The organism is Conyzicola nivalis, from assembly GCF_040548875.1.
In the GTDB taxonomy this organism is placed as follows: Bacteria; Actinomycetota; Actinomycetes; order Actinomycetales; family Microbacteriaceae; genus Conyzicola; species Conyzicola nivalis_A.
The window spans coordinates 1,531,004-1,551,598 of sequence record NZ_JBEPSJ010000001.1 but is presented as its reverse complement, the minus strand read 5'-3'; the positions used below and the strand labels follow the sequence as shown (position 1 = coordinate 1,551,598).

At 70.0% G+C, this 20,595-nt stretch carries 19 protein-coding genes; 10 read left to right on the top strand and 9 right to left on the bottom strand.

Annotated elements, in window-relative coordinates; all coding sequences use genetic code 11:
• Window positions 1–3: 3 nt before the first annotated feature.
• Window positions 4–1,029 carry an RDD family protein gene (locus ABIE21_RS07645; protein ID WP_354024178.1) on the bottom strand — a complete coding sequence of 342 codons (1,026 nt, stop codon included), beginning with the start codon at window positions 1,027–1,029 and terminating at the stop codon, window positions 4–6.
• 116 nt (window positions 1,030–1,145) lie between these two features.
• On the opposite strand from ABIE21_RS07645, the gene ligA reads away from it, so the two are divergent.
• Entirely contained in the window at window positions 1,146–3,455 is a 2,310-nt protein-coding gene (gene ligA / locus ABIE21_RS07640) for an NAD-dependent DNA ligase LigA (protein WP_354024177.1), read from the top strand.
• Between the two features lie 34 nt (window positions 3,456–3,489).
• Here the strand turns inward: ligA and ABIE21_RS07635 are convergent, their stop codons facing one another.
• Window positions 3,490–3,879, bottom strand: coding sequence for a VOC family protein (locus ABIE21_RS07635; RefSeq protein WP_354024176.1), 390 nt, complete (start codon window positions 3,877–3,879; stop codon window positions 3,490–3,492).
• Between the two features lie 81 nt (window positions 3,880–3,960).
• Here ABIE21_RS07635 and ABIE21_RS07630 point away from each other — a divergent pair, with 81 nt between their 5' ends.
• The 4 genes from ABIE21_RS07630 to ABIE21_RS07615 are packed head-to-tail and all read left to right on the top strand — an operon-like array spanning window position 3,961 to window position 7,675.
• A complete protein-coding gene (locus ABIE21_RS07630; RefSeq protein WP_354024175.1) occupies window positions 3,961–4,470 on the top strand; it encodes an ArsR/SmtB family transcription factor in 510 nt (169 codons plus the stop codon).
• Window positions 4,467–5,525, top strand: coding sequence for a serine hydrolase domain-containing protein (locus tag ABIE21_RS07625; RefSeq protein ID WP_354024174.1), 1,059 nt, complete (start codon window positions 4,467–4,469; stop codon window positions 5,523–5,525). Before ABIE21_RS07630 ends, ABIE21_RS07625 begins: the two co-directional genes overlap by 4 nt.
• Window positions 5,525–5,875, top strand: a complete 351-nt coding sequence (locus ABIE21_RS07620) for a hypothetical protein (protein WP_354024173.1) — start codon at window positions 5,525–5,527, stop codon at window positions 5,873–5,875. The genes ABIE21_RS07625 and ABIE21_RS07620 overlap by 1 nt, the downstream gene beginning before the upstream one ends.
• Window positions 5,876–5,929: 54 nt before the next feature.
• On the top strand, window positions 5,930–7,675 hold the full coding sequence (locus ABIE21_RS07615) for an alkaline phosphatase family protein (protein ID WP_354024172.1): 1,746 nt from the start codon (window positions 5,930–5,932) through the stop codon (window positions 7,673–7,675).
• A gap of 110 nt (window positions 7,676–7,785) precedes the next feature.
• Here the strand turns inward: ABIE21_RS07615 and ABIE21_RS07610 are convergent, their stop codons facing one another.
• From ABIE21_RS07610 to ABIE21_RS07585, 6 genes are all read right to left on the bottom strand, one after another.
• Window positions 7,786–8,823 carry an isopenicillin N synthase family dioxygenase gene (locus ABIE21_RS07610; protein ID WP_354024171.1) on the bottom strand — a complete coding sequence of 346 codons (1,038 nt, stop codon included), beginning with the start codon at window positions 8,821–8,823 and terminating at the stop codon, window positions 7,786–7,788.
• A gap of 41 nt (window positions 8,824–8,864) precedes the next feature.
• On the bottom strand, window positions 8,865–9,341 hold the full coding sequence (locus ABIE21_RS07605; RefSeq protein WP_354024170.1) for an META domain-containing protein: 477 nt from the start codon (window positions 9,339–9,341) through the stop codon (window positions 8,865–8,867).
• Window positions 9,338–10,132: an META domain-containing protein gene (locus ABIE21_RS07600; protein WP_354024169.1), complete on the bottom strand. Its 795-nt coding sequence runs from the start codon at window positions 10,130–10,132 to the stop codon at window positions 9,338–9,340. The genes ABIE21_RS07605 and ABIE21_RS07600 overlap by 4 nt, the downstream gene beginning before the upstream one ends.
• Before the next feature lie 105 nt (window positions 10,133–10,237).
• Window positions 10,238–11,875, bottom strand: a complete 1,638-nt coding sequence (locus ABIE21_RS07595; protein ID WP_354024168.1) for a tripartite tricarboxylate transporter permease — start codon at window positions 11,873–11,875, stop codon at window positions 10,238–10,240.
• 1 nt (window position 11,876) lies between these two features.
• On the bottom strand, window positions 11,877–12,449 hold the full coding sequence (locus ABIE21_RS07590; protein WP_354024167.1) for a tripartite tricarboxylate transporter TctB family protein: 573 nt from the start codon (window positions 12,447–12,449) through the stop codon (window positions 11,877–11,879).
• Window positions 12,450–12,451: 2 nt separating this feature from the next.
• On the bottom strand, window positions 12,452–13,453 hold the full coding sequence (locus tag ABIE21_RS07585) for a Bug family tripartite tricarboxylate transporter substrate binding protein (RefSeq protein ID WP_354024166.1): 1,002 nt from the start codon (window positions 13,451–13,453) through the stop codon (window positions 12,452–12,454).
• Window positions 13,454–13,632: 179 nt separating this feature from the next.
• Between ABIE21_RS07585 and ABIE21_RS07580 the strand changes: the two genes are divergently transcribed.
• From ABIE21_RS07580 to gatB, 5 genes are all read left to right on the top strand, one after another.
• Window positions 13,633–15,282, top strand: a complete 1,650-nt coding sequence (locus ABIE21_RS07580; protein WP_354024165.1) for a sensor histidine kinase — start codon at window positions 13,633–13,635, stop codon at window positions 15,280–15,282.
• Complete coding sequence (locus ABIE21_RS07575; protein ID WP_354024164.1) at window positions 15,279–15,971, top strand: response regulator; 693 nt, start codon at window positions 15,279–15,281, stop codon at window positions 15,969–15,971. Before ABIE21_RS07580 ends, ABIE21_RS07575 begins: the two co-directional genes overlap by 4 nt.
• 96 nt (window positions 15,972–16,067) lie before the next feature.
• The gene (gene gatC / locus ABIE21_RS07570) at window positions 16,068–16,367 is read left to right on the top strand and encodes an Asp-tRNA(Asn)/Glu-tRNA(Gln) amidotransferase subunit GatC (protein WP_354024163.1); all 300 of its coding nucleotides are present in this window, start codon (window positions 16,068–16,070) and stop codon (window positions 16,365–16,367) included.
• Between the two features lie 2 nt (window positions 16,368–16,369).
• Window positions 16,370–17,908 (top strand): Asp-tRNA(Asn)/Glu-tRNA(Gln) amidotransferase subunit GatA, encoded by a 1,539-nt coding sequence (gatA, locus tag ABIE21_RS07565; protein WP_354024162.1) that lies wholly within the window; start codon window positions 16,370–16,372, stop codon window positions 17,906–17,908.
• Window positions 17,908–19,425: an Asp-tRNA(Asn)/Glu-tRNA(Gln) amidotransferase subunit GatB gene (gene gatB, locus ABIE21_RS07560; protein WP_354024161.1), complete on the top strand. Its 1,518-nt coding sequence runs from the start codon at window positions 17,908–17,910 to the stop codon at window positions 19,423–19,425. The genes gatA and gatB overlap by 1 nt, the downstream gene beginning before the upstream one ends.
• A 27-nt stretch (window positions 19,426–19,452) precedes the next feature.
• Here gatB and ABIE21_RS07555 read toward each other — a convergent pair whose 3' ends face one another.
• Window positions 19,453–20,553 (bottom strand): FUSC family protein, encoded by a 1,101-nt coding sequence (locus tag ABIE21_RS07555; RefSeq protein ID WP_354024160.1) that lies wholly within the window; start codon window positions 20,551–20,553, stop codon window positions 19,453–19,455.
• Window positions 20,554–20,595: the final 42 nt, after the last annotated feature.

Genomic DNA, 20,595 nt, shown 5'->3' with positions numbered 1-20,595 from the left:
CGCCTACCGAACCGCGTTCGCACCCCGCGCGTAGGCCACGAAGGTTCCGGCGGCCTTGTCGTGCAGTCCGCGCCCTCGCGGATCGACGAGCGTGGTGACGATCAGCACCACGAGCCAGATCGCGAACGGCGCGAAGAACAGCAGCGCCCCGCGGCCGAGCGCGGAGGCGAAGCCCGGAGCGGCGGCCGAATCGGCCTTGACCACCTTCAGTCCGACGATGAGCAGGCCGAGCGACTGACCCGTGCGGCCGACGACGACGGCGAGCCCCGCGACGTAGGCCACGGCGACGATGAGCATGACGGTCGGTATCAGACCTCCGCTGTTGCTGCCGTTGATGGTGATCCCCAGCCAGACGCCGCCGAGGATGACGCCGTAGAGCAGAAGCGCGTCGACGATGAAGCCGAGGATTCGCAGGCCGACGTTGCCCGGGCGCGGACCGGTCTGCACCGGAGCCGCCTGCGCGAGCGGGTAGGAGTATCCGGTGAGCCCGGAACGAGCCGCGTCTTCGGCATCGGACTCGTCGATCGTGCGTGCTGAGTGGCCGACCGCCGCGGCGAGGGCGGTGATGCGGGGCGCGGCCTCGGTCGAGACGAGCGCCAGCGGGTACGACGCCGTCTCGGTGTCGAGGTGGAGCAGAGTCCAGTAGTGCGGTGCGAGCAGCACGTTCGCGCGCGGCACCGAGTAGGCGAGGTGCACGTCCTGTGCCGCGACCGGCCGCAGGTTCGCACCCGAGCCCGCCACCACGGGGAGCGTCGAGAGGTAGTCGACCAGGTCTTCGCTCGAGGTGTCTTCGTCGAGCTCGACGAGCCGGTCGTTCTCGTCGAGCCAGTCGACGAGCGCCAACCAGGGCGACACGCCCTCGGGCGTTGTGATGCCGCGCAGCGCCAGCCGGGCGCGGAAGCGCTCGAGATAGCGGAGGGGGCTCTCGACGGCGAGGCGTACCTCGGAGAAGAGTGCAGGATCGGTCGTGAGGCTGTCGCAGAGCGATTGCCAGTCGGTCAGGGTCGCGGTTTTCTGGGTTTCGCTCATCCCGCAACGCTAGCGGGTCTGATCGGCACCTATACGCCGGCGAGCCCCTCTATGGCACGGATTCGGTCGCGGTCAATCGCTCGGGGGGTGTCGGATGCGATGCCTACACTTGGGGGGTGGCAGACAACTACGCACCCAACGAACTCGAGAGCGCCCGCGCCGCGACGCAGCAGCTGACGACCCGCATCCTCGAATTGCGCGACGCCTATTACGACCGCGACACCACCCTCGTCTCCGACGCCGAGTACGACGGGCTGATGCACCGTCTCGAAGAGATCGAGCGTCTCTTCCCCGAGCTGCAGAGTCAGGACTCGCCGACGCAGAACGTGGGCGGACGCGCGGATGTCGCGCTCTTCGACCCCGTGGTTCACGCCGAGCGCATGCTGAGCCTCGACAACGTCTTCTCCATCGAGGAGTTCGAGGCGTGGGCGGCGAAGGTCGAGCAGAACTCCGGCCGCAGGGTCGACTACCTGTGCGAGCTGAAGATCGACGGCCTCGCCATCAACCTGCGCTACGAGAACGGACTGCTCACCAGCGCCGCCACCCGCGGCGACGGTCGCGTCGGCGAAGACGTCACCGAGAACATCGCCTTCATCGAGGTCATCCCGCGTCGACTCAAGGGCACCGGGCACCCCCCGCTCGTCGAGGTGCGCGGCGAGGTCTTCTTCCCGGTGAAGGCTTTCGCCGACCTGAACTCCCGACAGCGCGAGCTGGGTGAGCGCGAGTTCGCGAACCCGCGCAACGCCGCATCCGGCAGCCTGCGACAGAAGGGCGAGCGCAAGACGCCCGCCCAGCTCGAACTCATGCACGCCAGGCTGCGCGGTCTGCGCATGCTCGTGCACGGCATCGGCGCGTGGCCGAACCCTCCCGTCGCCTCACAGAGCGAGACGTACGAGCTGCTCAAGGAGTGGCGCCTTCCGACGAGCCCGTACTACTCCGTCGTCGACTCGGCCGCGAAGGCCGTCGACTTCATCGAGCACTACGGCGCACACCGAAGCGATCCAGAGCACGAGATCGACGGCATCGTCGTCAAGGTAGACGAGCTGGAGCTGCACGACGAGCTCGGCGCCACGAGCCGTGCGCCGCGCTGGGCGATCGCTTACAAGTACCCGCCCGAGCAGGTGCAGACCAAGCTGCTCGACATCGTCGTGAGCGTGGGCCGCACCGGCCGCGCGACCCCGTTCGCCGTGATGGAGCCGGCGCGCGTCGCCGGCTCGGTCGTGCGCCAGGCGACCCTGCACAACCAAGAGGTCGTGATCGCCAAGGGAGTCCTGATCGGCGACACCATCGTGCTGCGCAAGGCGGGCGACGTGATCCCCGAGGTCCTCGGGCCGGTCGTCGAGCTCCGTGACGGCACCGAGCGGGCGTTCGTGATGCCCACGCTGTGCCCCGCCTGCTCGACTCCGCTGCGCCCGATGAAAGAGGGCGACATCGACCTGCGCTGCCCCAACGCCCGCGCCTGCCCGGCCCAGGTGCGCGGGCGGGTCGAGCACGTCGGCAGCCGCGGCGCCCTCGACATCGAGGCGCTCGGCGAGGTGACGGCCGCCGCCCTCACCCAGCCCGTGGTGCCGGCGACGCCGCCGCTCGTCACCGAGGCAGGGCTGTTCGACCTGACCATCGAAGACATCGTCGGCATCGAGGTCATCGTGAAAGACGCCGAGACCGGCCTCGACCGTCTCGACGACGACGGCACGCCGCGCCGCCGGGCCCCGTTCCAGAGGGTGTCGATCGAGTATCCGCCCGAGGCCGACGGGCTCGACGCGGCCGAGCGTCGCAAGGCGGGACTGAAGAAGAACCACCGCGTCGTCTACCCGTCGGCGCAGGCGGAGAAGCTGCTGTCCGAGCTTGAGCTCGCGAAGACGAAGGAGCTGTGGCGCATCCTGGTGGCGCTCAGCATCCGCCACGTCGGTCCGGTCGCGGCCCGCGCGCTCGCCGGCTACTTCGGCTCCCTCGACGCGATCCGCACGGCGACGCGCGACGAGCTCGCGGCGGTCGACGGCGTGGGCGGCATCATCGCCGACGCGCTCATCGACTGGTTCCAGATCGATTGGCACGTCGAGATCATCGAGCGGTGGGAGGCGGCCGGTGTGCAATTCACGACGCCCGGGCACCCCGGCCCCGGCGCGGCAGGCGGGGTCGACGGTCCGCTCGCCGGCATCACGGTGGTGGCCACCGGCAGCCTCGAGGGCTTCACGCGCGAGGGCGCCGTCGAGGCGATTATCGCGGCGGGCGGCAAGTCCGCATCGAGCGTGTCGAAGAAGACCGACTTCGTCGCGGCCGGCCCCGGCGCGGGTTCGAAGCTCGGCAAGGCCGAAGACCTCGGCATCCGCATCCTCGACGCCGCCGAGTTCGCGCGTCTGCTCGAGGGCGGGCCGGACGCGGTGGCGCTTCCGGAGGCCGACGCCGAGACGGAGACGACCCAGTAGCCCGCCGCCCAGCAGCCTTCAGAGCTGCCCGGGTTCAGAGCTGACCGGGCTCGTAGCTCCCGAAGGTCCACTCGTTGCCCTCGGGGTCGAGCACGCGCGCGCGCCGCGTCGTCCACTCGGTGTCCTCGGGAGGGATGACCGGCGTAGCGCCGGCGGCCACCGCCCGGGCGTAGAGCGCGTCGACGTCGTCGACCATGAGGTACAGCCCGTGCGCCGACGGACGGTCGACGAGCACGGTGTCGTCGAAGTCGTCGTCGTTGTTCGAGACCATCACCACGGCCTGCCCTAGACGAACCTCGGCGTGGAGCACGCGGCCCGCGTCGTCGTCGATGCGCCGCACGATAGTGAATCCGCAGGCCGACAGCCAGCCGAGCGCCGCCGCCGCATTCCGATAGCTGACATAGCCGAAGAGATGCGCGTTCATGCCAGCACTGTACGACCGCGCGGGACGCGGGTGAACCCCCTCGTCTTGCCAACTACAACGTAATTCCGTAATAATGGAGAAATGGAATCCGACCTTCGCTCGATCGTGACGGCCCTCGCCGAGCGGGTCGAAGCGCTCGAGGGCCGCGAGCCCGCCGCCGCGAGCGTGTCCGCACCGAGCGGCGACGACCCCCTGTGGATCCTCACCGGCATCAAGCAGCGCATCGGCGACCCCGGTGCCGTCGTCTTCGCGGGCGCCGTGCGCACCGCGGCCGGTCCGGTCGAGTGGCAGGTCGGCTTTCCCGTCGACCGCATCCTCGAAGAGGACTGGAGCACTGTCGCGGCGAGCATCGCGGCGCTCGGCAACCCGGTGCGGCTGGCGCTGCTGCACGCCGTGATCGGCGGAGCCACCACGGTGGCCGAGCTCTCCGCCGGCGAGGGCATGGGGACCACGGGGCAGCTCTATCACCACCTGAACCAGCTCGTCGCGCAGGGCTGGCTCGTCGCCACCGGCCGCGGCCACTACTCCATCCCCGCCGAGCGGGTCGTGCCCCTGCTCGTCATCCTCTCCGCAGCAAGGAGGACGATGTGACCCGCTCGAAGAAGACACTCGCCGTCGCGATCGCGGCGGCCGTCGCCGCCTTCGCCGTCGGGGCGGCGGCTATGCCGCGACCGCCCGCGCTCTCCGCCGAGTCGAGGGGCGACTCCGCTCTCGTGGAGGAGGTGCGCGCCGTCCTTGCCGAGACCCCGGGCGTGCGCGACCGGGTGAGCGTCGCGGTCATCGACGGAGACACGGTGCGCGAGGCGCACTTCGGGGCGACGGATGCCACGGAGTACGAGATCGGCTCCGTCACGAAGACGGTGACCGGGTCGCTGCTCGCCGACGCGATCGACCGAGGAGAGGTGGAGGCACAGACCCCGCTCGGCGACCTGCTCGAGCTCGGCTCGAGCCCCGCCGCATCCGTCACCCTCGAGGAGTTGGCGACCCACTCGAGCGGGCTGCCGCGGCTCGCAATGCCCCTCGACCGCGTTCTGCCCACCATCGTCGCCAACTACCGCGCCGCCGACCCCTACGGCTCGACCGTCGACCAGCTCGTGGCGAGCTCGAGCGAACAGGAGCTCGGCGAGAAGGAGTACCTCTACTCCAACCTGGGCTTCGCGCTGCTCGGGCAGGCGCTCGCGACGGCGGCCGGCACCGACTACCAAGAGCTCGCCGAGGAACGCGTGTTCGCCCCGCTCGGCATGGACGACTCGTTCGTGCCCACGTCGACGGACGATCTCGCCGCCGACGCCCCGACCGGTTTCACCGCGGCGGGTCGCCCGAGCGAGCCGTGGACGCTCGGCGCCGACGCCCCTGCGGGCAGCGTGCGCTCGACACTCGCCGACATGACCGCCTACGTTCGCGCGCAGCTCGACGAGACCGCGCCGGGCGTGGCCGCCACCGAGCCGATCGCCGACGCGGGAGGGTCGAGCACGATCGGGTACGCCTGGCACACGACCGACTCCGTCACCTGGCACAACGGGGCGACCGGCGGGTTCACCAGCCTGGTCGCCTTCGACCGCGACGCCGGCCGTGCCGTCGTCGTGCTGAACAACACGGGCGCCTCGGTCGACGAGCTCGGCTTCGCCCTGATGGAGGACGACTGATGGAGTACATCACCGGGTTTCTCGCCCTCGCCTTCACCGCGGTGTTCGCGGCCGGGTCGCTCACCAGGGGGAAGGCGTTCGCGGCGAAGAGCCGGCTCGAGCTCGTGTTCGGCGCGGCGGACGCCGCCGTGGTGCTGTTCGGCACACGCCTCTTCATGCCGTGGGGCAGCGTCCCGACGTGGCTCTGGCTCGTGCCCGTCGCGATCTTCGCCGTGGGAGTGGCCGGCGCCGTGCTCCGCTGGCGCGACCTGCCGGCGGTGCGCCCCGACAAGCCACGCCGCCGCACCCTCGCCTGGGCCGTCGTGCACGCCGTCGTGCTGGTCGCGGTCGTCATCGTCGTCGCCGGATAGCTGTACCGGGTGCGAGACGCTCGGGTAGCCTGATCGTCAAGATCGGAGGGGCGGGTGAATACGGACGACGAGGCGCGACGCGACGGTGAGTCCGGTCGCGATGCCGGCGCCTCGCGACGCACCTTCCTGCGGGCCGCCGGGTTCGGCGCGGCCGGGATCGCCGCGACGGCCGCGGCCGCGTTCGCGGTGTCGCAGGCCGCGCCCGCACCGGCTCCCGCTCCCGCCGGCACCGTGCCACCGAGGGCCGCCGGCCCCGGCTTTGATCACCTCGTCGTGGTGATGTTCGAGAACCGCTCGTTCGACAACATCTTCGGCTACCTGTACGCCGACGGCGACCTGCCGCCGGGCGCCCGGTTCGAGGGGCTGCGGGCCGAGCACGGAAACGCTCTCGATTCGGGTGCGACCGTCGCGGTTCATCCGTACACGGGCTCGACCGACACGATCTTCTCGAGCCCGCAGCCCGACCCGGGCGAGGAGTACCAGCATGTGAACACACAGCTCTTCGGCACGGTCGACCCCGAGAGCAATCGCGGCAAGAAGGCCGCCGAGATGGTGGCGCCGTTCAACGCGCCCAAGGACGCGTCCGATCCCACCATGGCCGGCTTCCTGCAGGACTACGTCGACAACTTCCTCGGCGATCACGAGGGCAGGCAGCCGAAGCCGGAGGAGTACGACGTGATCATGGGCGCGTTCGAGCCGACCATGCTGCCCGTGTTCTCGACGCTCGCGAAGAACTTCGCGGTTTTCGACGCGTGGCACTGTGCCGTGCCGTCGCAGACCTTCTGCAATCGCTCCTTCTTCCACGCCTCCACGTCGCACGGCTACGTCACCAACAGCGGTCACGGCGGGTACGGCAAGTGGTTCGACGCGAAGAACGACGCCCCGACGATCTTCAACCGGCTGAGCGAGGCCGGCATCGACTGGGCCGTCTACTACGACGAGCGCCAGGTCGTGTCGATGACCGGGTTCATCCACGCCCCGAGCCTCGAGCAGTACTTCGGCACCAATTTCCGCACCATGCGGCAGTTTCACGACGACGTCGCGGCGGGCACCCTGCCCGCATACTCGTTCGTCGAACCGCGCATGATCTACGACCACAACGACATGCACCCGCCGGTGGGAGTGATGACCGAGACGGATGTCGACGGCACCGTGATCGCGGGCGGCGCGGTCTCCGACGTGCGGGCGGGCGAGGCGCTGCTCAGCTCGGTGTACACGAGCATCCGCGAGAGCGCGTCGCCCACCGGCTCGAACGCCATGAACACGATGCTGGTGGTCACCTTCGACGAGCACGGCGGAACCTACGACCATGTGCCTCCGCCCGCCGCCACCCCGCCGGAGGACCGTGCGAAAACCGAGATGGGGTTCCGGTTCGACCGGCTCGGGGTGCGGGTTCCCGCGATCGCCATCTCCGCCTACACGGCGAAGGGCCAGATCGTGAACGACCCGATGCACCACGGCTCAGTCATCGCGACCCTCGCGGAGAGGTTCGACCTCGAGCCGCTCACCGCGCGCGACGCGGGGGCGCCGACTCTGGCCAACGCGATGACGCTCACAACGCCGCGCGATCCGTCGCTCTGGCCCCAGACCGTGGCCCAGTACGTTCCTGCGAACCCCGAGGGCGGCTCGCACGTGCCCGACGGCCAGGACGACAGGCCGCTCAGCCCGCCCGGAGTCGGGTTGGTCGGCATGCTGATCGCCAAGTACGGGCAGGCGGGCGACACTGTGCCGGGCAGCTACAAGGAGGCCTACGAGCTGCTGATGAAGCGAGGCACGGGGATCTTCGGCAGCGCGCGCTGACTGGCCACTTCTGGCTGGTTCCGGTAGCAGGAAGTCGCCCCAACTGGCCACCCAGTCGCCGCGTGGGCACATGGAGGGTCGCGGTTCGTCGTGCGACGGACTGTAGCCGTCTACCCGTTCGAGGCCAGCACGCGGGCGGCCTCCCGCGTCGCCGACGTGTTGATCTTGCCCGCGCGAGAACCGGCGAGCTTGGCCCTGATGTGCTCGCTCACCGTGATCGGCGGATACAGCGCCGAGCCGCCCGGCTCGATCGTCGACGCGATCGCCTCGATCGTGGCATCCGCGTTGCCGTCATGGAAGTAGGCGGCGCTGCGTCGCCGGTTGATGGTGCCGTCGACGATCGGCGGCTTCACCCGGTGCAGTGTCGACATCCACCGCTCGTTCGTCCAGCGCGAGGTGAGGTCGCCGAGGTTGACGAGCAGGGCGTCGTCGGCGGGGCTCACGTCGTTCCACGAGCCGTCGGCGCCGAGCACCTGCAGGCCCTTCACCTGGTCGGCCCACAGCACGGTGACGATGCCGAAGTCGGTGTGCTCGCTCATGCCGATGAGGTCGCCGTCGAGGTCGACGGTGCCCGGCGGGAGAGCGTAGTTGTTCATGCGCAGCACGTCGATCGAGTGGTCGGTGTAGGAGTCGAAGAAGTCGGCGGGGAGGCCGAGCGCGGCGGCGAAGATGTCGGTGAGGGTGCGGGCCACGCGGCCCGCCTCCGCGAAGTACGCGTCGATGCGCTCGCGGTAGCCGTCGACCTCCGGCCAGACGTTCTCGGCGTACTCCATCGGGTCGAGCGCGACGCCGGGGAAGTCGGATGTCGCGAGCCCGACGTTGAACGCCTCGAAGAAGTCGTTCATGCGCGTCGCGCTCTCGACGCCGAGGCTCAGGCTCAGCGACTCGGCCTTCGGCGGGGTGTAGCCGCGGTTCGTCCCCTTCGGCGCGATGCTGCGCTTCTTGGTCTCGAGGTCCTGGGCGAAAAAGTCGTCCATCGCGCCAGCGAGTCCGTCGGTGACGCTCGTCGGGATCCCGTGGCCGAGTATCTGGATGAATCCGACCTCGCGGCAGGCGGCGTCGATCGCGGCGGCGACTCCCGCCCTCTCCTCGTCGGAGCCGCCTGCGGTCCAGGCGGTGATGTCGACGGCGGGCACATGGAATGTCATGGCGCAACGCTAACGCCCGCGCGTTTCGGCGGCGTTACAGATCAGCGGGTGATCGACTTCTTCGGCAGGAGGGTGAACTGCAGGGTCACCGAGTCGCCGGTCAGGGTGAGGGTGTCGCCGGCGAGCGTCGAGCCGCTCACCTGCTCCAGCGCCGCCAGATAGCGGGTCTCGAGCTCGGTGCGCGCGTCGTCGGTGCAGGCCATGAGCGTCTGCGCGATGGTGCCGAACTCGACGGAGTCGCCCTCGATGTCGACCTCGCCGGTGTAGCTGTTGCACGGGGCCTGACCCGAGGCCGAGTCATCCGCTATCACCAGGGTCACCGGGATCCCGTTCACCGCGAGGGCGCCGTCGGCGTCGCTCGCCTTGGTCAGCTGCCACTCGCCGTTGAGATCGCTCACTGCCGTCGCCTCCGGTTGCGTGTCGTCTGCGGGTACGGGTGCGGGTGCGGCACAGCCGGACAGGGTCGCTGCCACGAGCGCCACCGCCGCGAGAATCGAGAGCCGCGCCCCACCGCTCACTGCGGTTCCTCCGCGCGGTAGACGAGCGCGCCGTCTCCGCCGGTCTTGGTCGCGGTGAGTGTGTCGCCGTCGATCGTTGCCATAAAACCCTGCCCGAGGATGTCGAAGACCGTGGTCTCCTGCGCGGCGAGCTCGTCGGAGCACTCCGTGTGGTCGACGTCGAGGTTCGTGAAGTTCACGGCGTCGTCCTTGTAGACGTAGTAGCCGGAGAAGCCGTGGCATCCGGCGTTGCCGCGGAAGGTGCCGTCCTCGCCGAAGATCAGCGTCGCCTCGCCCTCCACGCTTGCGGAGGTGTCGCCTACGGCGATCGTCTCGAGCGTCCAGGTTGGTCCGACCAGGTCGGCCGCCGGTGTGGCGACGGCCTCCTCGAACACCAGCTCGAGCACGTCGTCGTTGAGGCTCAGGGTGAGTGTCGAGCCGTCGACGGTGGCGGTGTCGGCCGCCTCGAGCCCCGCGATGTAGCGGCTCTCCAGCTCCATCACCGAGTCGGGGGAGCACGCCATTCGCGTGCTGGCGAACGGACCGAAGTCCACGCCGTCTGACGTGCCGTTGAACTCGCCCGTGTAGGAGTTGCACGGAGCCTGCCCCGCCGCGGTGCTGCCGGAGAGCTCGAGGGTGATGGGCTGGGGAACGTCGTCGAGAACGAACGTGCCGGTGAGGTCGGTGCCGGCCGTGAGCTGCCAGTTGCCGGTGATGTCGTCGCCGTCGGGGTCTGGCTCATTGCCGGTCGAGATCCCGCAGCCGGTGAGCGCGAGCAGGGCGACTGTGAGAACGGCGAGTTTCGCGCGCATTGGGAACCTCCTACCCCTCATGACGCACGGGGGTCGCGCATCGTTGGGTTGAGGTTAGACGACGGCGCATCCTCCGCCCCTCACACGGAACGGAGGAAGCCGCCTCTACCTGCTGTCGCGACCGTCGCGGGGCTTCACGACGTCGATGTCGGACGTTGCCACATCGCTCGGTCGCTGCCCCGGCTCCCACATGCGGTTGACGGCAGCCTCGACCGAGGTGTCGGCCGCGGCCGCGGCTGCGAGTGCGTGCTCCAGCCGGCTCTGGCGACGACGCAGCCACAGGCCGAGGCCGATGATCAGGATCAGCGCGATGTAGCAGACGGCCGCGAACGGGCGCGTGAACAGCGCCGTCAGGTCCCCCTGGCTGAGCTGCAGCGCTCGCCGCAGCTGCGCTTCCGCCATCGGGCCGAGGATCAGGCCGATGACGAGGGGAGCGATGGGATAGCCGTACTTGCGCAGGAAGTACCCGACGATGCCGATCACCAGCAGGATCACGATATCGACGATCGCGAAGTTCACCGCGTAGGCGCCGAGAGCGGCGAACGTCAGGATGCCCGCGTAGAGGTACGGTCGCGGGATCTGCAGCAGCTTCACCCAGATGCCCACGAGCGGCAGGTTCAGCACGAGCAGCATCACGTTGCCGATGTACAGGCTCGCGATGAGCGCCCAGACGAGCGCGGGCTGGTTGGTGAACAGCTGCGGTCCGGGCTGGATGCCGTACGACTGGAACGCCGAGAGGATGATCGCGGCGGTCGCGGTGGTCGGCAGCCCGAGGGTCAGCAGCGGCACGAGCACTCCGGCGGCCGCGGCGTTGTTCGCGGCCTCGGGTCCCGCGACGCCCTCGATGGCGCCGCGCCCGAACTGCTCCTTGTGCTTGCTGAGCTTCTTCTCGCTCGCGTAGGAGAGGAACGTCGCCACGTCGGCGCCGCCGGCGGGGATCGTGCCGATGGGGAAGCCGATCGCCGTGCCGCGCAGCCACGGCTTCCACGAGCGGCGCCAGTCGTCGCGGGTCATCCAGCTGCGCCAGCCGCGGGTCACCGGGATCAGCGCGACCGGGCCGTGGCGCAGCCGCGACGCCACGTACAGCGTCTCGCCGACCGCGAAGAGCCCGACCGCGACGAGCACCACGTCGATGCCGTCGGCGAGCGGCAGCAGCCCGAACGTGTAGCGCTGCTGTCCGGAGAGGATCTCCGTGCCGACGAGCCCGAGGAACAGGCCGATGCCGAGCGAGGTGAGACCGCGCCACACCGAGGAGCCGAGCAGGGCGCCGACGGTGATGAAGGCGATGACCATCAGCGCCACATAGTCGGCCGGGGCCAGGTTCACTGCCCAGGCCGCGATGGTGGGCGCGAGCAGGGTGAGGCCCACGGTGGCGATCGAGCCGGCGATGAACGACCCGATGGCGGCGGTGGCGAGTGCCGCGGCGCCGCGCCCGAGCTTGGCCATCTTGTTGCCCTCGAGCGCCGTCACGATCGACGCCGATTCGCCCGGGGTATTCAGCAGGATGCTGGTGGTCGAGCCGCCGTACATGCCGCCGTAGTAGATGCCGGCGAAGGTGATGAGCGCGGCGGTGGGGTCGAGGGCGTAGGTCAGCGGCAGCAGCAGCGCGACGGTCATCGCCGGGCCGATGCCGGGCAGCACGCCGACGGCGGTGCCGATGAGCACGCCGATGAAGCCGTAGATGAGGTACTCGGGCTGGAGGGCGGTCGCGAAGCCCTCCATCAGGTTCATGATGTTGTCCATGTCAGCCCCTCAGGGTGCGCAGTAGGGGATCGAGCCAGGTCAGGAGCGGTCCGGAGGGAAGGGAGAGGCCGAGCAGCCCGCCGAAGAGCACGTAGACGATGAGGCCGAGCGCGAGCCCGATGAGCAGTGCGGCCCACCAGCGTCTGGCGCCGAGCGACCAGGCGACGCCGCCGAACAGCACAGCGGCCGCGATCGGCCAGCCGACGATCTCGATGAGCGCGATGTGGGCGACGACGAAGCCGACGATCTTGGCGAGTGTGACCCAGTCGGTGCGGGCCGAGTCGTCGATGTCCTCGCCCTCTTCGAGTTCGGCCACCTTTCCGCGGGCGACGCCGACGATCACCATCGTCGCCGAGACGACGAGGATGGTGCCGACCAAGAAGGGGAAGACGCGGGGCCCCACCTGCGTTCCCGCGGCCGGCAGGCGGATGGCGAACGCGCCGGCGAACACGAAGACGCCGAGGGCGAGGGCGAGGCCGGCGAAGATGAACTCGCCGATCCTCGACCGGTTCGCGGATGCGCCCGCCGCCCGCGCGGGGCCGGAGCCCGGCGCGGGCGTCGTGGGTGCGCTCATGATCAGCCGACCAGCCCGATGTTCTGCAGGGTCGTGGTGACCTCGGCGATGTTCTCGTCGAGGTACGCGGCGAACTCGTCTCCGGTGAGGAAGGCGTCTGCCCAGCCGCGCGTCTCGAGCTCGGTGGTCCACGCCTCGCTGTCGTGCATCTCGGTGACGACGTCGACGAGCGCGTCGCGGTCGGCCTCCGAGATGTCGGTCGGGGCGAGCACGCCGCGCCAGTTGGTGAGCACCACGTCGTAGCCGGCGTCGGTGATCGTGGGCACGTCGGGAAGGTTCTCGGCGGGCTCCGCGGATGACACGGCGAGGGCCTTCATCGTGCCGGCGTCGATGTGCTCGACGAACTCGCCGATGCCCGAGATCCCGGCGGAGGCGTTGTTGCCGAGGATGAGCGCGACCGCCTCGCCGCCGCCCGAGTTGGGGATGTAGTTGAGGTTCTCGGCGATCTCCGACCCGGAGAGTCCGGCCTCCTCGAGCAGGAGCCCGGCGAGGATGTGGTCGGCGCCGCCGGCTGACCCGCCCGTCACCGAGACGTCCTGCCCGTTCTCGACGATGTCGTCGACGAGGTCTTCGAGGGTGTCGTACTCGGAGTCGGCGGGCACGACCACGACGAGAGCCTCCTCGGTGAGCCGGGCGATCGGGGTGGTGTCCTCCATGCGGTTCTGCGCCGCGTTGGTCTCGACGGCGCCGACCATCACCAGGCCGGTGACCATGAGGCTGTGCGGGTCCTTCTCGTTGGCGAGCGACGCCAGGCCCACGGTTCCGCCCGCGCCGCCGATGTTGGTGACCGGGGCGGAGTCGACGATCTTCTCGCCGGTGAGGACCTGCGACATCGATCGCCCTGTCTGGTCCCAGCCGCCGCCGGGCTCGGCGGGAACGATGATCTGAACGTCGGTGACCTCGCCGCCGTCGGCCGCGGGTTCGGAGTCTCCCGGGGTCGAGCTGCAGGATGCCAGTGTTAGAGCCGCTGTCGCGGCCACGATGACCAGTGCGAGTCGTCGCATGAATCTTCTCCTCGTTGAGTGTCCGCCTCGTTGCGAACGCGATCTGCTGACAGGAACCGTATCGAGGGCACGGCGGCGCACGACCCTTTCGTAACTATTGGCCGCGACTCGCCCGCGCCGATCGGTGGCCCCGCCGTGCGCGCCGGTGCCGGGCGCACGACAATGGGGGAGTGAAAGCAATGTCGCTTCGAAACCAGCTCCTGCTGCTGCAGGCGCTGATCGTCTGCGCGGTCGTTCTCGGCACCGGCATCGTCGCCGTGAGCCTGTCGGAGCGGCAGGTGCGCGACGCCTACCTCGACCGCATGATCGGCGTCGCCCAGTCGGTCGCTCGTCTCCCCGCGATCCACGACGCGTTCGACGACGAGGATCCGGCTGCGGTCATCCAGCCGATCGCGGAGGTCATCCGCGAGGCGTCGAACGTCACCTACGTCGTGGTGACCGACGCCCGTGGCATCCGCTATTCGCACCCCGACACCGACCGCATCGGCGAGCAGGTCTCGACCGACCCGTCGATCCCCCTCTCCGGCGAGATGTACGTGGGCACCCAGACCGGAACCCTCGGCGAGTCGTGGCGGGCCAAGGTCCCCGTGCGGTCGGCGGATGGCGCGGTGGTGGGCACCGTTTCGGTGGGGATCCTCGAGTCGGCGCTGCGTGACGAGTTCGTCGGCGGCCTCGCCGGCCTCGTCATGGCACTCGTGGCATCCGCCGTGGTCGGCATCTTCGGGTCGGCGTGGGTGACCGCGGTCATCCGGCGCCGCATCTACCGGCTCGAGCCGAAGGAGATCGCCTCCCTCGTCGGCTCGCGCGAGACCATGCTGCACGGCCTCAGCGAGGGCGTGATCAGCGTCGACGAGACGGGCACCATCGCGCTCGTCAACGACGCGGCCATCGAGCTGCTCGGACTCGAGCGCGACTCTCTGACCGGCCACGCCGCCGCCGACGTGCTCGACCCGCCGCTCGTCGCGGTGCTGGAACGAGGAGAGGCGGGAGGCCAGCTGGTGCTGGCGGGGGAACGGATCCTGGTCGCCCGGAGCACCGGCACCGAGCTCGACGGCCGCGCCGTCGGGGCTACCCTGCTGGTGCGCGACCACACCGAGCTGCACCAGCTGCTGCGCGAGATGGACGGTGCCCAGTCGCTCACGAACGGTCTCCGCGCCCAGTCGCACGAGTTCGCTAACAAGCTGCACGTTATCTCCGGGCTGCTGGAGCTCGGACTCGTCGACGACGCCCGCGACTTCGTCGAGCGCACCGGAACGGGAGGCGCGTTGCGCGTCGCGGGCGAGGAGGTCATCAGCGAGATCCCCGAGCTGGCGGCGCTGCTGCTGGTCAAGGCGAGCCACGCCCGCGAACTGGGCATGACGGTGTCGATCGCCGGCTCGGAGCCGTTGCCCGCCGCCCTGCGGTCGGACGCGGCGATGACCCTGCGCGCCGACCTGCTGACGGTCGCCGGCAACCTCATCGACAACGCGCTCGAGGCGTGCACGGCCGGAAACCGGATCGAGCTGGGCTTCACCGTCGAGGGAGACCGGCTGCGGCTCACCGTCGACGACGACGGCTCGGGCGTGGCCCCCGACCAGTACGAGCGGGTGTTCGAGGAGGGGGTGAGCACGAAGGGCGGAGCCGAAGCCGTCGGCGAGACCATCAGCCGCCGCCGCGGGATCGGCCTGGCCCTCGTGCGGCGCATCGTGGTGCGTGCCGGAGGCAGCGCCGCGGTGGGACGCTCGCCGCTCGGCGGTGCCCGCTTCACGGTCGAGCTGCCCCTGGCCGGGATCGACGCAGCCGACCTCTCCGCACCGCGGTCCCGGTCGAGCACGGTGGGGGCGTCGTGACCGTCTCGGCGCGCCTCAGAACCGTCATCGTCGACGACGACGTCGAGGTCGCCGCACTGCACGCCCGCTTCGTCGAGGCACACCCCGCGTTCGCCGTCGTCGGGTCGGCGCACAGCGGCCCGGAAGCGCTACGCCTGATCGAGGAGGTGCGCCCCGACCTGGTGCTGCTCGACTTCGACCTGCCCGGGCTGTCGGGCCTCGACGCCCTGCGCGACTTCCGGGCGCTCGGCGGTCACCAGCCGGAGGTGATCGCGGTCACTGCGGCGCGCGACGTCGACAGCGTGCGCCGGGCCAGGAGCGCGGGCATCCAGCACTATCTCGTGAAGCCGTTCACCGCCGTCAACCTGCGGGCACGTCTCGACGACGTGGCCCGCGACCGGCTGGCGCTGCTCGGGTCGAGCGCGAACGACGAGCTCGCCCAGCGCGACATCGACGCGTTGATGCGGACCGGCGCCCGGGGGCGCCCGCAGCTGCCCAAGGGGCTGAGCGCCGAGACGCTCGCCACCGTCGAGAAGGCCCTGGTCGGCGCGCCCGACAGCACCGCGGCAGAGGTCGCCGAGCTCTCCGGGCTGTCGCGCGTGAGCGCCCGCCGCTACCTCGAGTACCTCGTCGCCGTCGACAGGGCGCGCAAGAGCCTCGACTACGCCACCGCGGGCCGCCCGTCGACACGGTTCAGCCTGTCCCGCTGAGCATGAGGGCTGCGCCGGGCGGTTAAGCTGGGGTGTCATTCGAGTGAGCCGCATCCGGCTCTCGCAATCGCAACGCTCACAATCGCACGGAGTCCCATGTCTGAAATCACGACCGACGTCGTCTCGCATCTCGCGAACCTCGCGAGAATCGCCCTGAGCCCTAAAGAGATCGAGTCGCTCTCGGGCGAGCTCGGCGCGATCCTCGACAACGTCGCCAAGGTGAGCGAGGTGGCCACCCCCGACGTGCCCATGACCAGCCACCCCATTCCGCTGTTCAACGTGTTCCGCGAAGACGTTCCCGGCGAGACGCTCACCGCGGCCCAGGCGCTCGCGGGCGCCCCCGAGCACGACGGCGCCCGTTTCAAGGTGTCGGCCATTCTCGGAGAGGAGCAGTAACCATGACGATCATCACCCTCAGCGCCGCCGCGCTCGCCGACAAGCTGGCCTCGGGCGAGGTCTCGTCCGTCGAAGCCACCCGGGCGCATCTCGACCGCATCGCCGCCGTCGACGGCGACGTCCACGCCTTCTTGCACATCTCCGACGCCGCACTCGAGACCGCCGCCGCTGTCGACGCCAAGCGCGCCGCCGGCGAGAAGCTCGGGCCCCTCGCGGGAGTACCCGTCGCGATCAAGGACGTGCTGTGCACGATCGACATGCCGTCGACCGCCGGCTCGAAGATCCTCGAGGGATGGATCCCGCCCTACGACGCGACCGTGGTCGCCCGACTGCGCGCCGCGAACCTGATCCCTCTCGGCAAGACCAACATGGACGAGTTCGCGATGGGCTCGACCACCGAGCACTCCGCCTACGGTCCGACGCACAACCCGTGGGACCTCGAGCGCATCCCCGGAGGCTCGGGCGGAGGATCCGCCGCGGCCGTCGCCGCGTTCGAGGCGCCGCTCGCCCTCGGCTCCGACACGGGCGGGTCGATCCGCCAGCCCGCCGCCGTCACCGGCTCGGTCGGCGTCAAGCCCACCTACGGCGGCGTCTCGCGTTACGGGGCGATCGCCCTGGCCTCCTCGCTCGACCAGGTCGGCCCCGTCTCCCGCACCGTGCTCGACGCGGCCCTGCTGCACGACGTCATCGGCGGGCACGACCCGCGCGACTCCACCTCGCTGCGCGACGAGTGGCCCAGCTTCACCGCCGCCGCGCTCTCGGGCCAGAAGGCCGAGAGCCTCAAGGGACTCCGGGTCGGCGTCGTCAAGCAGCTCGACGCCCCCGGCTTCCAGCACGGCGTGACGCAGCGCTTCCACGAGAGCCTCGAGATCCTCGCCGCCGCCGGCGCCGAGATCGTCGAGGTCGACGCGCCCAACTTCGAGTACTCGGTCGCCGCGTACTACCTGATCCTGCCCGCCGAGGCTTCGTCGAACCTCGCCAAGTTCGACTCCGTGCGATTCGGCCTGCGCGTCAACCCGGTCGGCGGCGGCACCGTCGAAGACGTGATGTCGGCCACCCGCGAGGCCGGTTTCGGCCCCGAGGTGAAGCGCCGCGTCATCCTCGGCACCTACGCCCTCAGCGCCGGCTACTACGACGCCTACTACGGCAGCGCGCAGAAGGTGCGCACGCTCATCCAGAGCGACTTCGCCGCGGCGTTCGAGAAGGTCGACGTCCTGGTGAGCCCCTCCGCGCCGACGACGGCCTTCAAGATCGGCGAGAAGATCAACGACCCGCTCGCGATGTACCTGAACGACGTGACGACGATTCCGGCGAACCTCGCCGGCATCCCGGGCATGAGCCTGCCGATCGGCCTCGCCCCAGAAGACGGTCTCCCCGTGGGCATCCAGATCATGGCGCCCGCCCGCGCCGACGCTCGCCTCTACGAGGTCGGCGCGACGCTGGAACGACTGCTCGAGGAGCGCTGGGGGCACACCCTCATCAGCCGGGCACCCGACCTGGTCCAGACCGAGATGCGCGCAGCAACAGAAGGAGCCATCTGATGGCCAAGGCAGAACTGATGGACTACGACAAGGCGCTCGAGCTGTTCGAGCCGGTGCTGGGCTTCGAGGTACACATCGAGCTCAACACCAAGACGAAGATGTTCTCCGACGCCCCCAACCCGGCGAACTCCGAGAACCAGGGCGCAGAGCCGAACACGCAGATCACGCCCGTCGACCTCGGCCTGCCGGGCAGCCTGCCGGTCGTCAACGAGCAGGCCGTGAAGTTCGCGATCAGCCTGGGCCTCGCACTCGGCTGCGAGATCGCGCCGTCGAGCCGCTTCGCGCGCAAGAACTACTTCTACCCCGACCTGGCGAAGAACTACCAGATCAGCCAGAGCGACGAGCCCATCGCGCACGACGGCAACGTCGAGGTCGAGCTGCCCAACGGCCGCGTGTTCCAGGTGTCGATCGAACGCGCCCACATGGAGGAGGACGCCGGAAAGCTGACCCACGTCGGCGGCTCGACCGGCCGCATCCAGGGCGCCGAGTACTCGCTCGTCGACTACAACCGCGCGGGCGTTCCCCTCGTCGAGATCGTCACCAACATCATCTACGGCGCGGAGGCCGACGCCCCCGACCTCGCCAAGGCCTACGTCTCGACAATCCGCGACATCGCGGTCTCGCTCGGCATCTCCGAGGCGAAGATGGAGCGCGGCAACCTGCGCTGCGACGCGAACATCTCCCTCACCCCGCGCGGCACCGGCAAGCTCGGCACCCGCACCGAGACGAAGAACGTGAACTCGCTGCGCAGCGTCGAGCGCGCCATCCGCTACGAGATCCAGCGCCAGGCGGCCATCCTCGCCAAGGGCGGCACCATCACGCAGGAGACGCGCCACTGGCACGAAGACACCGGTGTGACGAGCGCCGGGCGTCCGAAGAGCGACGCCGACGACTACCGCTACTTCCCCGAGCCCGACCTGCTTCCGGTTCGCCCGAGCGTCGAGCTGATCGACGAGTTGCGCGCCGCGCTGCCCGAGGCGCCCGCCGTGCGCCGCCGCCGTCTCAAGGAGGCGTGGAGCTTCACCGACCTCGAGTTCCAGGACGTTCTGAACTCCGGCCTGCTCGTCGAGGTGGAGGAGACGGTCGCCGCGGGCGCCGCTCCCGCCCAGGCCCGCAAGTGGTGGACGGGCGAGATCGCCCGCCTAGCCAACGTCGCCGGAGCCGACGCGTCGTCGCTCGTCTCGCCGCTGCACGTCTCCGAGCTCATCGCGATGATCGAGAACGGCGAGCTCACCGACCGTCTCGCGCGCCAGGTGCTCGAGGGCGTCGTCGCGGGCGAGGGCGGACCGGCAGAGGTCACGAAGTCCCGCGGGCTCGTGGTGGTCTCCGACGACGGTCCGCTGATCGCGGCGATCGACGAGGCCCTCGCGGCGCAGCCCGACGTGCTCGAGAAGATCCGCGACGGCAAGGTCCAGGCCGCCGGCGCGGTCATCGGCGCCGTGATGAAGGCCATGCGCGGAACCGCCGACGCGGCCCGCGTGCGCGAGCTCGTGCTGGAGCGCGCGCAGCAGGTATAGCCAACGACGCTAGAGTCCGCCGGGAGTTCACTTCTCGGCGGCCTCTTGCGTCCTCAGCCGCATGATGGCGAGGATGCGGCGGGCGGCGAAGGCGACGGATGCCGCGGTTCCGAGTGACGAGTGGGCGCTGTCGCTCTGCTCGTCGAGGTGGGCGATGGCTGTCTCCAGAGCCGCCTCCGCCGCCTGCACCGCGGGCGTGATGTCGTCGCCGGCGTTGCGCGCCTCGAGCACGCCGCCGATCGCGCGGAACGTCTCCGCGAGCGGAGCACGGAGCGACTCGGGCAGCTCGGCCTCGAACTGCCGCTTCTTCCAGATCGCCGCCGACAGGACCTCGGTCAGGTCGCGCACGTAGAAGGTGATCGACTCGAGGTCGTATAGGTCGGAGTAGTCCACGGCCAGATCGCGTTTGTGCAGACGCGCGCGAGGGTTGCCCTTGCGGCTCTCGTCGGCCTCCCGCAACGACTCGCGCACACCGTCGGCCGTGTCGCGCAGGGTGTCGCTGCGCCCCGCCCAGTCCTCGTGCTCTGGCGGCCAGCTCTCTTCGAGCGCCTGCGCCATCTCGTCGAGGTGCAAGGCCAGCAGCGCACGGAACTCGCCGAGACGAGAGACCGCGGTGCCGATCGTGAGAGGCGGGAAGATGGTGAAGTTCACGACCAGCCCGACGACGATGCCGACGCTCATCTGCACGACGTAGCCGATCGAGTAGGAGTCGGCGTTCTGACCCCCGATGATGAGCACGAACAGGGCGGCGACGGGAACGTAGTCGCCGCCCGCCTTCAGCCACCGGCTGCCGGCGATGAGCGAGCCGATGCCGACGACGAGCGCGATCGTGACGACGTTCGGTTCGGCGAGCAGGATGACGGCGCCGGCGAGCACGATGCCGATGGCCAGCGAGACGACCGTCTGCACGCCCACCCGCACGGAGCCCATCAGCGTAGGGCTCATGCTGATCAGCGCGCCCAGGGGCGCGTAGTACGGGTAGTCGTCGGCGACGCCCGGCACGAGGCGGGCGACCAGCCATGCGATGCCCACCGCGAGGGCCGTCTTCGCCGCGAGCAGCAGGCGGGAATCGGTGATCCACGCCTTGACCGGCACCGGTCGAGGCAGGCGGGAGACGGGAAAGCGCATCCGACCCATGTTACGGAACCCCTGCTTGGCGGGAGCCGACGA

What these genes read in the sequence shown, in the direction of transcription:
- gatC (WP_354024163.1), top strand. Translation starts at nt 16,068, where the DNA reads ATGTCTGAAATCACGACCGACGTCGTCTCGCATCTCGCGAACCTCGCG.
- ABIE21_RS07590 (WP_354024167.1), bottom strand. Translation starts at nt 12,449, where the DNA reads ATGAGCGCACCCACGACGCCCGCGCCGGGCTCCGGCCCCGCGCGGGCG.
- ABIE21_RS07595 (WP_354024168.1), bottom strand. Translation starts at nt 11,875, where the DNA reads ATGGACAACATCATGAACCTGATGGAGGGCTTCGCGACCGCCCTCCAG.
- ABIE21_RS07635 (WP_354024176.1), bottom strand. Translation starts at nt 3,879, where the DNA reads ATGAACGCGCATCTCTTCGGCTATGTCAGCTATCGGAATGCGGCGGCG.
- ABIE21_RS07645 (WP_354024178.1), bottom strand. Translation starts at nt 1,029, where the DNA reads ATGAGCGAAACCCAGAAAACCGCGACCCTGACCGACTGGCAATCGCTC.
- ABIE21_RS07555 (WP_354024160.1), bottom strand. Translation starts at nt 20,553, where the DNA reads ATGCGCTTTCCCGTCTCCCGCCTGCCTCGACCGGTGCCGGTCAAGGCG.
- ABIE21_RS07580 (WP_354024165.1), top strand. Translation starts at nt 13,633, where the DNA reads ATGTCGCTTCGAAACCAGCTCCTGCTGCTGCAGGCGCTGATCGTCTGC.
- ABIE21_RS07630 (WP_354024175.1), top strand. Translation starts at nt 3,961, where the DNA reads ATGGAATCCGACCTTCGCTCGATCGTGACGGCCCTCGCCGAGCGGGTC.
- gatB (WP_354024161.1), top strand. Translation starts at nt 17,908, where the DNA reads ATGGCCAAGGCAGAACTGATGGACTACGACAAGGCGCTCGAGCTGTTC.
- ABIE21_RS07610 (WP_354024171.1), bottom strand. Translation starts at nt 8,823, where the DNA reads ATGACATTCCATGTGCCCGCCGTCGACATCACCGCCTGGACCGCAGGC.
- ABIE21_RS07585 (WP_354024166.1), bottom strand. Translation starts at nt 13,453, where the DNA reads ATGCGACGACTCGCACTGGTCATCGTGGCCGCGACAGCGGCTCTAACA.
- ABIE21_RS07620 (WP_354024173.1), top strand. Translation starts at nt 5,525, where the DNA reads ATGGAGTACATCACCGGGTTTCTCGCCCTCGCCTTCACCGCGGTGTTC.
- gatA (WP_354024162.1), top strand. Translation starts at nt 16,370, where the DNA reads ATGACGATCATCACCCTCAGCGCCGCCGCGCTCGCCGACAAGCTGGCC.
- ABIE21_RS07600 (WP_354024169.1), bottom strand. Translation starts at nt 10,132, where the DNA reads ATGCGCGCGAAACTCGCCGTTCTCACAGTCGCCCTGCTCGCGCTCACC.